The organism is Rhizobacter sp. J219, from assembly GCF_024700055.1.
Lineage (GTDB): Bacteria > Pseudomonadota > Gammaproteobacteria > Burkholderiales > Burkholderiaceae_C > Rhizobacter.
Window position 1 is genome coordinate 2,764,654 of sequence record NZ_JAJOND010000001.1, and the last position, 14,150, is coordinate 2,778,803.

The window sequence follows — 14,150 nt, forward strand, 5'->3', positions numbered from 1 at the left end:
CATGAAAAGCGCTTCCTCCACGCCCCGCGGCTTCACGCTCATCGAAGTGATGGTCGTCGTGGCCATCATCGCGATCCTGGCCGTCATGGCCGTGCCCAGCCTGATGGGCAAGTACGTGCGAGAACACATCGTCGAAGGCGTGACGCTCGCCAAGCTGGCGAAAGACGCGGTGGGCGCGAGCTGGGCCACCACCAAGACCCTGCCCGACGACAACGCCGCCGCGGGCCTGCCGGCGGCCGACAAGATCGTCAACAACGTGGTGAAGTCGGTGACGGTGGAAAACGGGGCGGTCCACATCCTCTTCGGCAACCGGGCCAACGGCGCGCTGCAGGGCAAGATCCTGACCTTGCGTCCGGCGATCGTGGCAGACGCGCCGGTCGTGCCGGTCGCGTGGGTGTGCGCCTTCTCCAAGGTGCCCGACCAGATGACGGTCATGGGCACCAACCGCACCAGCATCGAACGCCAGCACCTGCCGGTGAACTGCCTCTGACGCGCCGACGTCAGTGCTGCGCTTCGAGCGTCGACGCCTCGTAGCCCAGCGCCCCCGCGATCTGGTGCCGCACCTGCGCCGCCAGATCGCGCCGGTCCTGCCCGGCCGAGGCCACGGTCGGCAGTTGCGTGACCTGCACCCGCAGCCCTTTTGCGCACACCACCTTCCACAGCGACTCCGCCAGGGTCGAGTCGCCAACCCACACCACCGCCTGGCTCGGCGAGCCGCCATCGTCGGCATAGCGCAGCGCGATCGGCTGCAACAGCGCATCGGTCGAGATCGCGGCCTGCAGCAGGTTGGCGTGAAACGGCAGCAGCGTCGTGCCGTCGCCGGTGGTGCCCTCGGGGAACATCGCGATGGTGTCGCCCTGCTTCAGCGAGGCGGCGATCTGGTGCACCACGCGCAGCGCGTCGCGCTTGCGTTCGCGCTCGATGAAGAGCGTGCCCCCACAGCCAATCAGCCAGCCGAGCACCGGCCAGTGCTTCACATCGGCCTTGGAGACGAAGCGCGCCGGGTGCACCGAATTGATGGCGAGGATGTCGAGCCACGAGATGTGGTTGGCCACGATCAGCGCCGGGCCGTCGTGCGAGCGGCCGACGCCTTCGACCGTCACACCGAGCGCCCGCGCGACCTGGCCGCACCAGCGGCCGGTCTGCCACAGACGTTTGTCCGGCGTGATGAACGGAAAGACGAACGCGCAGCGCAGCACGCCCGCCAGGATCAGCCGGCCGATGGAGGCCAGCCGCCACAACGCGATCGCCGTCCGCAAGGCCCGCTGCTCCGGTGACGTCAACTGGCTTCGTGGGCCACGTTGCCGGCCACGAGCGTGTACCTGACGCTGCCCGGCAACTCGTAGCCCGCGAAGGGGGAATGTTTGCCCTGGCTCTTGAGCGCCTGCGGCCGCACCGTCCAGTAGCTGGTGGGATCGAACACGCAGACATCGGCCACGCCGCCTTCGACCAGCCGGCCCGCGCTCGACGCGAGCGAGCCCAGCGCCTCGCCCAGCACCCGCACCGGCTCGCAGGTGACCTTGGCGAGCGTCTTCGACAGGCCGAGCTTCTGTTCCTGACCCCACTTGAGCGCGAGGCTCAGCAGCAGCTCCAGCCCCGTGGCACCGGGTTCGGCTTCGGCGAAGGGCAGGTTCTTCGCGTCTTCGTCGACCGGGGTGTGGTCGCTGACGAGCGCATCGATGGTGCCGTCGGCCAGGCCGGCGCGGATCGCATCGCGGTCGCGCTGCTGGCGCAACGGCGGCGTGAGCCGCATGTCGGCATTGAAGTAGCCAATGTCGACGTCGGTCAGGTGCAGGTGGTTCACGCTCACGTCGCAGGTCACCGGCAGGCCTTCGGCCTTGGCTTCGCGCACGAGCGCGATGCCGGCCGCGCTGCTCAGGCGGCACAGGTGCACCCGCGCACCGGTCACGCGCATCAGCTCGAAGATGGTGTGCAGCGCGATCGTCTCGGCGATCACCGGCACGCCCGACAGGCCCAGGCGCGTGGCGAGCGGACCGCTGGCCGCCACGCCTTTGCCGAGGTAGGCATCCTGCGGACGCAGCCACACGCAATAGCCGAAGGTCGAGGCGTATTGCAGGGCGCGCTGCAGCACCATGGTGTCGGCGAGCGCCACGTCGGCCTGCGAGAAACCCACGCAGCCGGCTTCGGTCAGCTCGGCCATCTCGGTCAGCACTTCGCCGGCAAGCCCGCGGGTGAGCGCGCCCAGCGGATAGAGGTGCGCTTGGTTGAGGTTGCGGGCGCGGAACTTGAGCATCTCGACGAGGCCGGGCTCGTCGAGCGCGGGGTCGGTGTCGGGCGGGCAGACGAGGCTCGTCACCCCGCCGGCGACGGCGGCGGCCATTTCCGACTCGAGCATGCCTTCGTGCTCGTGGCCCGGTTCGCGCAGGCGCGCGGCGAGGTCGACCAGGCCCGGGGCCACGATGAGCCCCTGCGCATCGATCGTGCGCGAGGGCTTGAAGTCGGGGTTTACCTTGCCCAGTGTCACGACGCGGCCAGCCGCGATGGCCACGTCGGCCACTTCATCGCGGCCGGAAGCGGGGTCGATCAACCGTCCGTTCTTGATCAGCAGTTTCATGTGGATCTCAGGCTCCGGGTCAGGCGTTGTTGCCGGCGATGGTTGACATCACCGCCATGCGCACCGCAATGCCGAAGGTGACCTGCGGCAGGATCACGCTCTGCTTGCCGTCAGCCACCGAGGAGTCGATCTCCACGCCCCGGTTGATCGGCCCCGGGTGCATCACGATCGCATCGGGCTTGGCATGGGCCAGCTTTTCCTGCGTGAGGCCGTAGTTCTTGAAGAACTCGCCGGCGCTCGGCAGCATCGCGCCGCTCATGCGCTCGTTCTGCAGGCGCAGCATGATGATCACGTCGGCGCCGCGGATCCCCTCGACCATGTCGTGGCACACACGCACACCCATCTCTTTCAGGTCGCCAGGCACCAGCGTCTTCGGGCCGACGGCGCGGATGTCGGGCACCCCCAGCGTGGCGAGTGCATTGATGTCGGAGCGCGCCACGCGCGAGTGCACGATGTCGCCGACGATCGCCACGCTCAACTTGGTGAAGTCGTGCTTGAAGTGGCGGATGGTGTACATGTCGAGCAGGCCTTGCGTCGGGTGCGCATGCCGGCCATCGCCCGCGTTGACCACGTGCACGTGCGGCGCGCAGTGCTGGGCGATCAGGTACGGCGCCCCGCTCTCGCTGTGGCGCACCACGAACATGTCGGCGTGCATGGCCGACAGGTTGGCGATCGTGTCGAGCAGGCTTTCGCCCTTGGCGGCGCTCGACTTCGCGATGTCGAGGTTGATCACGTCGGCCGACAGGCGCTTGGCCGCGATCTCGAAGGTGGTGCGCGTGCGCGTGCTGTTCTCGAAGAAGAGGTTGAAGACGCTCTTGCCGCGCAAGAGCGGCACCTTCTTCACCTCGCGGTCGTTCACGCTCAGGAAGGTGCCGGCGGTGTCGAGGATGTGGTGGATCACCGCACGCGGCAAGCCTTCGATGGAGAGCAGGTGGATCAGCTCGCCGTGTTTGTTGAGTTGCGGGTTGCGTGTCACGAACCCTCTCCCTTCTTCTCCTGGATGTCGAAACTGAAGCGACCGTCGTCGTCGCGTGCGAGGCGCAGGCGCGAGGCTTTGGGCAGGGTGACGCGTGCGGCGGCGTAGGCCGGCTGGATCGGCAGCTCGCGGCCACCGCGGTCGACCAGCACTGCGAGCGTCACGCTCGCCGGGCGGCCGAAGTCGAAGAGTTCGTTGATCACGGCGCGTGTGGTGCGGCCGGTGTAGAGCACGTCGTCGATCAGCACAATGTGCGAGCCTTCGATCTCGAAGGGCAGCTTGGTCGGGTCGGCCGTCGACAAGCCACGCGAGGAGAAGTCGTCGCGGTGCAGCGCACTCGAGATCACGCCCGGCTCGCCGGCGAGCTTCAGGTCGCGCTGCAGGCGCTCGGCCAGCCAGGCCCCGCCTGACCAGATGCCGACCAGCACCGAATCGGCTTGCAGCAGGGGGCGCACGCCGCTCTCCAGGTCGGCGTACAGCGCCTCGGCGTCGAGGTGCAATGTGCTCATTGAGGAACCTCCGTGCTTTGCACTGCGGTGCGAGCCCCTTCGGGCGGCCGGGCGTGGCTCATGGCAAGTCTTTCAAGAACTGCTCCAGGATGATCGCGGCCGAGGCAGCATCGACGTCGCTCGCGCCGTGCGCATGGGCCTCGGTGGTGCTGTAGCGCTCGTCCACCTCGTGCACCGGCAGCTTGAAGCGGCCGTGCAGCTGGCGGGCGAAGCGCTGCGCGCGGGCGGTATTGTCGTGCGGCGCGCCGTCGGGGTGATAGGGCACGCCGACCACCAGCGCAGCGGGCTGCCATTCGGAGATCAGCGCCCCGAGCGCGGCGAAACGTGCGTCACCTTCGGCGACCACGGTCTTGAGCGGTGTGGCCGTGCGTGTGAGGGTGTTGCCGCTGGCCACCCCGACACGCTTGGTGCCGAAGTCGAATGCCAGGAAAGAACGCGGGGACGTGGGCACTGGAGCCACAAGGCTCATGCGTGCCCCGCCTCTTGGCTCAGCATGCGCGGGTCGATGCCCAGCAGCGACAGTGCCTTGTCGTAGCGCTGTTCGACAGGGGTGTCGAAGATGATGCCGGGCTCGGCGCTGACGGTGATCCAGCCATTGCGGCCGATCTCTTCTTCCAGCTGGCCCGCGCTCCAGCCGCTGTAGCCGAGGGTGACGAGGATCTTCTTCGGGCCGGCACCGTGCGAGAGCGCTTCCAGCACGTCCTTGCTGGTGGTCATCTCCAGCCCGCCGGGGATCTGCAGCGACGAGTTGTAGTGCCCGCCGTCCTGGTCGCCCAGGCGCTCGTGCAGCACGAAACCGCGCTCGGTCTGCACCGGCCCGCCGAAGTACACCGGCTCGTTGGCGAGGTCGGCGCGGTCGAGGGTCAGCTCGACCTTCTCGAACAGGTTCTTCAGCTTGATGTCGATGGGCTTGTTGATCACCAGGCCGAGCGCACCCTTGTCGGTGTGCTCGCACATGTAGACCACCGCCCCGGCAAAGGTCTCGTCGGCCATGCCCGGCATGGCGATCAGGAACTGGTTGGTGAGGTTGATGGACGAGCCGGGCATGCGGGCGATTTTATTCCTGCGGCACACTCGACCGATGGAAAAGCCTTTGGATACGGCGCTCGTCTGGTTTCGCCGCGACCTGCGCAGCAGCGACCACGCAGCGCTCTTTCACGCCCTGAAGACGGCCCGCAAGGTGTGGTGCGCCTTCGTGTTCGACCGCGCCATCCTCGACCCGCTGCCGCGCGCCGACCGGCGGGTGGAGTTCATCCGCGACAGCCTGCAAGTGCTCGACGCGGCCTTGCGGCGGTGGCAACCGCAAGGTGGCCTGATCGTGAGGCATGGCCTGGCAGTGGAGGAACTGCCGGCACTGGCCAAGGCCCTGCACGTGCAGGCGGTCTACGCCAACCACGACGACGAACCCGACGCCCTGGCACGCGACGCCCGCGTGCGCGGCACGTTCGCCGACCTCGGCATCGCGCTGCACACCAGCAAGGACCACGTGGTCTTCGAACGCCAGGAGGTGCTCACCGGGAGCGGCTCGCCCTACAGCGTGTTCACGCCGTACAAGAATGCCTGGCTCAAGAAGGTGGAGCCCTTCTACGTGAGCGCCTACCCCGTCGAGAAATACGCCGACAGCCTCGCCCCACTGCCGGAGGACGTCGAAGCGAGCGTGCCCTCGCTCGCGCAGGTCGGCTTCGAGACCACCAACCTGCACGAGATGAAGCTGGGGGTAGGCGAGACGGGTGCCCAGGCAATGCTGGCCGACTTCCTGCCGCGCATGGACCGTTACGACACCACGCGCGACTTCCCCGCGGTGAAGGGGCCGAGCTACCTGTCGACCCACCTGCGCTTCGGCACCGTGTCGATCCGGCAGCTCGCGCGTGAAGCGGCAGGCCGGATGCACCACGGCTCCCGCGGTGCCGCGGTGTGGCTTTCAGAATTGATCTGGCGCGATTTCTACCACCAGGTGCTGCACCACCACCCGCACGTCGTCGGCGCGAGCTTCAAGCCCGAGTACGACGCGATCCGGTGGGAACACGGCAAGCACGCCGACGCCCTCTTCGCCGCCTGGTGCGAGGGCCGCACCGGCTACCCGCTGGTCGACGCCGCGATGGCGCAGATCAACCAGACCGGCTACATGCACAACCGGCTGCGCATGGTGGTGGCGAGCTTTCTCGTCAAGGACCTCGGCATCGACTGGCGCTGGGGCGAGCGCTACTTCGCCGAGAAACTCATCGATTTCGACCTCGCCGCCAACAACGGCGGCTGGCAATGGGCCGCCTCGACCGGCTGCGACGCCCAGCCTTATTTCCGCATCTTCAACCCCGTGAGCCAAAGCGAGAAGTTTGACGCCGAGGGCAAGTTCATCCGGCGCTACTTGCCGATGCTTGCGAGGCTCTCAGACAAGGCGATCCACGCACCGTGGCAGGCGCGGCCGATCGAGCTGGCGGAAGCCGGCGTGCGGCTGGGCGACAACTACCCTGAGCCCATCGTGATGCACGACGAAGCCCGTGAGAAGACGCTGCAACGCTACGCAGTCGTCAAGCGAACGAAGTGAAGCGCCAGATCAAGCAACGCCCGCGGAGCCGGCTTTGCCGGGCCGCCAGGCGGCGCCCCTTGGGGGCTGCGCCCGGACAGAGACAGTCCTGAGGACTGTCTGTGCCTGGCGAAGAGCTGAGCCCCTGGCTCAGCGCGGCCTGCGAGGCGGCAGCGACAGCGACTGGGGGGCCTTAGAACAGCTCGACGTCGCCGATCTTGGATTCGTCCTCCAAGTCACCACGCGCCACCAGTTCTGCATGGCTCTGCACCTGGTTGCGGCCATGGCTCTTGGCGAAATACACCGCCTTGTCGGCGCGCTCGAACGCAGCACTCGGCGTGTCGCCCGGTTTCACCTCGGTGAAACCGATGCTGATGGTGATCTGCCCCACCTGCGGGAACGGATAGCTGGCGGTGTTGCTTCGCATACGCTCCAGCGCGAGGGCGGCGTCCTGTTCGTTGGCGCAGCGCATCAGCACCACGAACTCCTCGCCGCCGAAGCGGTACAGCCGATCGTGAAATCGGAAGCTGCTGCGCATCAGGCGCGACAGCAGCAGCAGCACTTCGTCGCCGATCAGGTGACCGAAGTTGTCGTTGACGCCCTTGAAGAGGTCGATGTCGATCACACCCAGCCAGTGCCGATGGTTCGACGTCGGGTGGCGACGCCCGTCGGTCGCCAACGGAACACCGGAGGACTCGTTCGTCGCCTTCAGGAAGCTTTCGTCGAAGGTCTTGCGGTTCAGCAAACCTGTCAGCGTGTCGCGCTCGCTGTAGTCGAGCAGCGCCTGGAAGTTGCGGTAGATGCGCAGGATGCTGCCCACCAGCCGGCGCGATTCGTCGGAGAGCGGGTCGAGCGTTTCGATCTCCATCACCCCAACCACTTCGCGGTCGGTGCTGACGGGGAAAAGGCTCAGGCTGTGACGGCCCGGCACGGTGACGACGGTCGCCTGACCTTTCATCGCCTGCAGTCGCTCCGGATAGAGGCCGAGCGGCGGCAGGCTGTCGATGTCGGCCCAGGCCGGGTCGGCAGTGGCCACTGCGTCGTTTTCGCCGAGGCGGGCGCGGGTGATCCAGCGCTCGTTGCCGGCGTCACCCACCGAGCGGTAGATGGTCACGACGCGCGGACGCAGCAGGTCGCGCAGCGCGCCCACCAGCGTCACATCGAGGATGTCACGGTCGCGGAAGCCGGTGAGCTCTGCGAGATGGTCGACCAGTTCCGACATGGCGCAAGAGACTCACCGGTGCCGGTTCATACCGGCGCGGGCACGGCCGTGTAGCGGCCGATGAGGGCAAGCAGGTCTTCTTCCGAGTACGGCTTGCCCAGGTAGTGGTCGACGCCAAGCTCCGCGGCGTAGTCGCGGTGCTTCTGCGCGATGCGCGAGGTGATCATGATGACCGGCAGCGCACGCAGGCGGGTGTCGCCGCGGATGTTGCGCACGAGGTCGAACCCGTCCATGCGCGGCATTTCGATGTCGCTCAGCACCACCTGCGGCAGCTCGTCGGCCAGGCATTCCAGCGCTTCGATGCCGTCCTTGGCCAGCGTGACGCGGTAGCCTTCGCGCACCAGCAGGCGCTGCGTCACGCGGCGCACGGTGAGCGAATCGTCGACCACCAGCACGAGGGGCGCCGCTTGTGCAGCAGCCTCTTCGACGGTCGGCGTGACCGGCTGGTTGGGGGAGCGCAGTGCGGCGACGGTCGCAGCACGTGCGCTCTCGCCGAACAGCGTGGCCAGCGCCACCGGGTTGTAGATCAGGGCCACCGCGCCCGAGGCGAGCAGCGTCATGCCGGCCAGGCCCGGCAGGCGCGACAGCTGCGGCCCGAGGTTCTTCACCACCACTTCCTGCGTGCCCAGCACTTCGTCGACGTGCAGCGCAATGCGCTGCTGCGCCGAGCGCACCACCACCACCGGGCGGGTACGGCCCACCGGCTCATGGCTGACGGCGCTTTCCTGCAGCAACGAGCCGAACCAGAAGAAGAGCAGCGAACGCTCGCCGAGGGTGTAGGAGCCGCTGGCATACGCCTCGTCGAGTTCCTTGGCGCTGGCGCGGCGCACGATCTCGATCAGCGTGGCCGGCAGGGCCACGACGGTCGAGCCGCAGCGCACCATCACCACCTGCGTGACCGCCGTGGTCAGCGGCAGCACCAGCTTGAAGCTCGTGCCCTGGCCTGCGGCGGTGGCGGTCTCGATGCGGCCGCCCATCGCGTTGACCTCGGAACGCACGACGTCCATGCCAACACCGCGGCCGGCGAGTTCGGTCACCGTCTCGGCGGTCGAGAAGCCCGGCGTGAAGATCAGGTTGGCGAGGTCGCCCGCGCTGTGCTCCTCGTTCGGGTTGAGCAGGCCCATCGCCAGGCCCTTGTCGCGGATGCGCGCGAGGTTGAGGCCGGCGCCGTCGTCGCGGAACTCGACCGCGACTTCGTTGCCTTCCTGGTGCAGGGCCACGACGATGTTGCCGGTGGCGTCCTTGCCGGCGCCAGCGCGCACGTCGGGCGCTTCGATGCCGTGCGTCACGCAGTTGCGCAGCAGGTGTTCGAAGGCGGGCGTCATACGGTCGAGCACGCCGCGGTCGATTTCAATCGAGCCGCCGACGATGTCCAGACGCACCTGCTTGCCGGTTTCCTTGGCGGCCTGGCGCACGACGCGGTAGAGACGATCGGACGCCGATTCGAACTCGACCATGCGGGTGCGCAGCAGGTCGTCTTGCAGGTCGCGTGTCAGACGGGCCTGCGAGGCAAGTTCGTCTTCGGTCGTTTCCAGCGTGCGGGTCAGCGTGCGCTGCACCGTGGCCACGTCGTTCACCGACTCGGCCATCATGCGGGTCAGTTCCTGGAAGCGGGTGAAACGGTCGGACTCCAGCGGATCGAAGGTCTCGTGCGCAGCCTTGGCGGCTTCCTGGCGCGAAATCATCTGCGTCTCGGCCTGGAACTCGATGTCGCGCAGCTGCACGCGCAAGCGCTCCAAGTTGTCGGTCAGGTCGTTCAGCGAGCCGCGCATGTTGCCGACTTCCGACTCGATGCGCGAGCGTGTGATGCTCACTTCGCCGGCCTGGTTGACCAGACGTTCGAGCAGCGGGCCACGTACGCGCACGGCGGCGCTGGAGGCGGCGACGCTGCGGTCGCCCGTGGGTTTGGCCGCCGGGTCAGCGTCGGCCGTGCCGAAGAAGCGGGACCAGTCGACCTCTCGCGCAGGGGCAGACGCGTCAGCTGCAGCGGCGACGCGGGGCGCGGCTTCCAGCGGCGCGGCGGCAGGCGCCGGCACCACCGCGGCGACAGGCTCGACCTGCGGCGTTTCGATCACGGACACCGGGGCCAGCACGGCCGGTGCCACCACCGGTTGAACCAGCGGCGCCACGACGGGCGGGGCGACCGGCTCGTCGGACAGAGCGGCGTGCAGGGAATCTTCGGCTTCCGCATAGGCCTGCGCATCGCGCGAGCGAAGCGCCTCGAACACCGCCGACAGCGCGTCGGAGCGGGCATGCAGGGCTTCGACGTCGGCCGTCGTCACGGTGCTTTGGGCCAGCAGGTGCTCGATGGCGGTTTCCAGCCGGTGCGCCATTTCACCCAGGCGCATGGCGCCGGCGAGGCGTGCACCGCCCTTCAGCGTGTGCAGCGTGCGCATGCACGAGGCGGCGGGGCCGTTGTCGGTCGGGCGGCGCGCCCAGTCGCGCAGCTTGCTATCGAGCTGAGGCAGCAGTTCTTCGGCCTCCTCCTCGAAGATCGGGAAGAGTTCGGCGTCGACCGCGTCGACCGCGTCGATGTCGTCTTCGCCGTCGAGCGCATCGGCACGCGCCGGGGCGGCGCGAGCGGTGTCCTCGGCCGGAAGCGGTGCGAAGGTCTTGAATTCGGCTTGGCCGAGCGAGCCCACATTGGTGTCGAGGCCGCCGAAGGTGCTGTCGACGTGCGCAACGAGCGCATCGTCGGCATGCTCCACCAGCGGTGCGGGGCGTGACACACGGGCCGGCGCAGGCTCAGGCGCAGGCACCACCACCGGCTCGGGCAGCACAAAGGGCTCCTCGGCCAGCGCGGCCACCGGCTCCACGGCCTCGGGCGCCACGGCTTCCGCGGCATTGGCAGCCTCGAGGCGGCGCGCCGAGCTGATTTCGTGATCAGCCAGACGCTGCAGCAGCTCCGGCGAAACCGGCTTCAGGAAGCCGGCCGCGAACTGGTGCAGCAGGCGACGGATCTCTTCCGCCACATCGACGAACAGACGCGCCTCGTCGGGCGTGCCCGAACCAATGGCCTGCGAACGCATCAGCGCGTGCTCGACCAGGCGGGCGAGGTGCGACAGGTCGGCAAAACCGACCGTCGCGGAATTCCCGGCCAGTGAGTGCGCCAACGCGATCGGCACTTCGCCGACCGGGCGATGCAGCTCCATCGCCCACTCGGCCACTTCGGTGGTCAGGCGGCGCGACAGCTCGTCGGCTTCGTTCAGATAGATGTTGAAGAGCGGGATGCTGATGCGCGGGTCGCCGACGACCTTGACCTGGTCGTCGTCGGCCGATGCAGGTGCCGGCTCGGCGGCCTCGGCCACCACGGGCACCGTCACTTCGGGCAGGCTGACCACCGGCACTGTCACCTCGGGTTCGGCGAGCGGAGCGGGCGCGATCACCTCGGGGCCATCGGCTGCAAAGAGCTTGTCGTCCAGCTCCAGTTCGATCAACTCGACCGAATCGGCCGCCGGCAGCGGCTCGGCGGCCGGGCTGGGCTCGATGACGGTCTGCTCGTCGAAGCTCTCAGGCAGCTCCAGCGAGCGAAGCTCAACGCCGGATGCCGGAGTCGCGGCCTCCGGGGCCGCGAGCGATTTTGGGTCGTCGAACGATCCCAGATCGAGGTCGAACGACACCTCGGGCAACGCCGGGGCAGGCGCAGGCGCTGCCGGCACCGGTGCCGGAGCGGCCTTGAGTTCCAGGTCTTTCTCGCTCGGCAGGTCGACCGGGAACGAGAGCGACACCATCTGCAGGTCGTTGACCGGCGATGCGGCGATCGGCGGGATCGGCTCGCCACGGCCCAGCGCTTCGGCCGCCGCCTTGACCGGCGCGGCGGTGAAGCCGGCGGGCTGCTGGCGCGCAATCGCTTCGACCCAGTCGGCGAAATAGTCGAGGGTGTTGCCGCTGAACCCGAGCAGGCTCGGGTCGGCGGCCTTCTGCTCCGCCAGCCAGCTGTTGTAGACCTGTTCGCAAGCCCAGCCGGCTTCGCCGAATTCCTTCAGGCCCACCATCCGCGAACTGCCCTTCAGTGTGTGGAAGGCACGGCGCACGGTCGTGAGCTGCTCGATGTTGGCGGGCGAATGCTCGAGCGCTGCCAGCGCAGTCTTGGCGGTGTCGATGACTTCGCGCGCTTCCTCCAGGAAGATCTCGCGCATCTCGGGGTCGTCGCCGAGGTCGGTCGCCATGCTGGTGGGCGTGGGCGACAGGGGCGGCGGCGGCGGCGCCTTGGCCACGACGACCGGTGCTTCGTCGAGCGGGATCGGGCCGCTGGCGGTGTGAACGAAATCGGCAAGCTTGTCGGACAGCTCCTCGCGCACCGCGGCCACTTCTTCAGGGCTGGCCGCGTGCTCGATCGCTTCCTTGGCTTCCTGGACAGTCGCGACGAGTTCTCGGGCTGGTGGGCGGCCTTGGCTTCTTGCGACAGGTGATCGAGGTCGCGCGCCACTTCGTCGAGCGGCACACGGTCGCTCACAGCGGCAAACGCCAGCGACTGCGCCTGTTCGATGAGGCGCGGCTCCACCGGCGCAGGCGCAGCGGGCACCACGAGGTTGGTCGCTTGGCGGGCGGCCGCGCTGCGGCCCATCAACGGGCTCAGGGTGCCGGCTTGGGCATCGAAGACGAACAGCGACTTGGCCACCTGCGGCTGCACGCTGAGCATGTCGATCAGGAAGCCGAGCGCGCCCAGGTTGCTCGCGAGGCGGTCGAAGGTGCCGGACTGCACGACCATCTGCGGGTCGACTTCGGTGCTGAGCAGACCGTCGACGTCATCGCGCATGCGCAGCACGGCATGGGCGGCCTGGTCCATGCCGAGCACCGACAGCACGCCGCGCATCGACGACAGCAGCTGCGGCACCGGTGCGAGCGCAGGGCGATCGGCCGGGTTGCGGAAGAACTGGTCGATGTGCTTTTCGGCTTCCGACAGCGAGGCACGCAGCTCCTGCACCACGCTGCCCATGGTCTGGCGGTCGGAGACGCGGCGGTACAGCTCCTCCATCCACGCTTCGAGCGGGTCGGGCGTGTGGCCGGCGCGGACCGAGGCGATGCGCTGGGCAAGGCGGGCCACGCGCTTGCCTTCGTCGGGGTTGTCGAAGTCGCCGTCTTCGAGCGACGCTTCGAGGTAGAGCACGCTGGTCGCGACTTCCATCGCGAGCGGTGGCTGCGGCGCGGCACCCGACTGCTGGGTGTGGGCCACGGCGTTCTGCAGCTCATCGGCCAGTTGCTCGCCGTGGGGGTACAGGCGCTTGAGCGAATCGCCCACCAGCGAGAACTGTTCGGAAAGGCCACCCATGCGGTGCATCTCACCGCCGGCCACCCCCGACCAGGCATCCTTGGCGCTCGCCACGCGCTTGCGCGCCTGCGCAATCATCGCCGGGTCGAAACGCCCAAGGCGGTTGACCTCGTAGTCAGCCGGCACGTATTGGGCGAGGCCGTAAGCCTGGCGGGCCGCGGCCAGTCGCGGCGCCTTGCGGCCGTCACCGGGCGATGCGCTCTGGGCGCAGAAGAAGAGCATGTCTTGCGCAAGGCGCTCCGACACGTCGGCACCGCCGCGCTCGAAGGCACGCAGCTGGGCCAGCAGGCGCGAGGCCACGCGCTTGCTGTAGAGATCGGGTTTCAGCAGGCCGGTGGCCTGGCTCTCGAAGAAGGCCGCGGCGAGCTTCCACTGCGTGGCGCCCGGAAGGCTCGCGGCGCCAAGACCCAGCCCGGCGCACAGGTCGCTCAGCGCGGCAGCTGCCTTGGGGTTGTTGCCGCGCAGAAGCGGCAGCAGTTGTTTCTCGAAGTCGGCGTGCGCCTGCTGGTCGAGGGCGCGCGGCGAGGCGCTTGCATCCTTGCCGAGATCGAGCCAGCGCCAGTCGTGGCTCCACAGGTCGGCGGGGTGGATGCGCTCAGCACCGGCCAAGGCCTGCACTGCCTGGTAACGCGGAAAGAGCGCCAGCGACGAAACAGGTTTGCCCGACAGCATGCGCTGCAGGTAGTCGAGCAGGGCGAAGGAGGCCAACTCGATCGCATCGACGTCGGCCTCGGTGATCTTCTCGGGCTTGGCGATGAAACGCTGCACCGCGGCTTCGCTGGCACGCAGCACCACGGCCACCGAAGGCAGGCCGACGAGTTCGAGGGCACCGACGCCCTGGTGGATCTGCTGGCGCGCGGTGCGCAGCACGGCGGGGTCGACGGCATCGACGTCGGAGCCACTCATCGACTCCGATTCCTTGACGAACCGACGCAAGGCCTTGTGGGCATTGTCGAGGGAGCGGCGCAGCTCCTCGTGCACCCACGCCAAGGCACTCAGGTCGTCGGTCATCTCGCTCATGGTCTCGCTCATCGTCGCGTGGCTTTCCGTCCGTGCCTAGTGTCGAGTCTGG

General features: G+C 68.3%; 10 protein-coding genes and 1 pseudogene. 2 read left to right on the plus strand and 9 right to left on the minus strand.

What is annotated here, in order from left to right; all coding sequences use genetic code 11:
- The first annotated feature begins 1 nt into the window (after position 1).
- Positions 2–490 (plus strand): pilin, encoded by a 489-nt coding sequence (locus tag LRS03_RS12685; RefSeq protein WP_257825804.1) that lies wholly within the window; start codon positions 2–4, stop codon positions 488–490.
- Positions 491–500: 10 nt separating this feature from the next.
- Here LRS03_RS12685 and LRS03_RS12690 read toward each other — a convergent pair whose 3' ends face one another.
- From LRS03_RS12690 to LRS03_RS12715, 6 genes are read right to left on the minus strand one after another with little or no spacing between them, the layout of a single operon-like run.
- Positions 501–1,259, minus strand: coding sequence for a lysophospholipid acyltransferase family protein (locus tag LRS03_RS12690; RefSeq protein ID WP_257825805.1), 759 nt, complete (start codon positions 1,257–1,259; stop codon positions 501–503).
- A gap of 20 nt (positions 1,260–1,279) precedes the next feature.
- Complete coding sequence (locus LRS03_RS12695; RefSeq protein ID WP_257825807.1) at positions 1,280–2,575, minus strand: dihydroorotase; 1,296 nt, start codon at positions 2,573–2,575, stop codon at positions 1,280–1,282.
- A 19-nt stretch (positions 2,576–2,594) separates the two neighbouring features.
- Positions 2,595–3,551, minus strand: a complete 957-nt coding sequence (locus LRS03_RS12700) for an aspartate carbamoyltransferase catalytic subunit (protein WP_257825808.1) — start codon at positions 3,549–3,551, stop codon at positions 2,595–2,597.
- A complete protein-coding gene (gene pyrR, locus LRS03_RS12705; protein ID WP_257825809.1) occupies positions 3,548–4,060 on the minus strand; it encodes a bifunctional pyr operon transcriptional regulator/uracil phosphoribosyltransferase PyrR in 513 nt (170 codons plus the stop codon). Before pyrR ends, LRS03_RS12700 begins: the two co-directional genes overlap by 4 nt.
- Before the next feature lie 58 nt (positions 4,061–4,118).
- Entirely contained in the window at positions 4,119–4,529 is a 411-nt protein-coding gene (gene ruvX, locus LRS03_RS12710) for a Holliday junction resolvase RuvX (protein WP_257825810.1), read from the minus strand.
- Complete coding sequence (locus tag LRS03_RS12715; RefSeq protein WP_257825812.1) at positions 4,526–5,107, minus strand: YqgE/AlgH family protein; 582 nt, start codon at positions 5,105–5,107, stop codon at positions 4,526–4,528. Before LRS03_RS12715 ends, ruvX begins: the two co-directional genes overlap by 4 nt.
- 34 nt (positions 5,108–5,141) lie before the next feature.
- Between LRS03_RS12715 and LRS03_RS12720 the strand changes: the two genes are divergently transcribed.
- A complete protein-coding gene (locus LRS03_RS12720) occupies positions 5,142–6,605 on the plus strand; it encodes a cryptochrome/photolyase family protein (RefSeq protein WP_257825814.1) in 1,464 nt (487 codons plus the stop codon).
- Between the two features lie 172 nt (positions 6,606–6,777).
- On the opposite strand, the gene LRS03_RS12725 is transcribed toward LRS03_RS12720, so the two are convergent.
- The 3 genes and pseudogenes from LRS03_RS12725 to LRS03_RS12735 all read right to left on the minus strand — a co-directional run.
- Complete coding sequence (locus LRS03_RS12725; RefSeq protein WP_257825815.1) at positions 6,778–7,806, minus strand: GGDEF domain-containing protein; 1,029 nt, start codon at positions 7,804–7,806, stop codon at positions 6,778–6,780.
- A gap of 26 nt (positions 7,807–7,832) precedes the next feature.
- Positions 7,833–12,107, minus strand: coding sequence for a hybrid sensor histidine kinase/response regulator (locus tag LRS03_RS12730; protein WP_489739918.1), 4,275 nt, complete (start codon positions 12,105–12,107; stop codon positions 7,833–7,835).
- Between the two features lie 368 nt (positions 12,108–12,475).
- Positions 12,476–14,110: pseudogene (locus LRS03_RS12735) on the minus strand (FimL-related protein); the annotation flags it as partial.
- Positions 14,111–14,150: the final 40 nt, after the last annotated feature.

Coding starts and splice junctions, on each gene's coding strand:
- pyrR (WP_257825809.1), bottom strand. CDS start 4,060: ATGAGCACATTGCACCTCGACGCCGAGGCGCTGTACGCCGACCTGGAG.
- LRS03_RS12715 (WP_257825812.1), bottom strand. CDS start 5,107: ATGCCCGGCTCGTCCATCAACCTCACCAACCAGTTCCTGATCGCCATG.
- LRS03_RS12685 (WP_257825804.1), top strand. CDS start 2: ATGAAAAGCGCTTCCTCCACGCCCCGCGGCTTCACGCTCATCGAAGTG.
- LRS03_RS12695 (WP_257825807.1), bottom strand. CDS start 2,575: ATGAAACTGCTGATCAAGAACGGACGGTTGATCGACCCCGCTTCCGGC.
- LRS03_RS12720 (WP_257825814.1), top strand. CDS start 5,142: ATGGAAAAGCCTTTGGATACGGCGCTCGTCTGGTTTCGCCGCGACCTG.
- LRS03_RS12725 (WP_257825815.1), bottom strand. CDS start 7,806: ATGTCGGAACTGGTCGACCATCTCGCAGAGCTCACCGGCTTCCGCGAC.
- ruvX (WP_257825810.1), bottom strand. CDS start 4,529: ATGAGCCTTGTGGCTCCAGTGCCCACGTCCCCGCGTTCTTTCCTGGCA.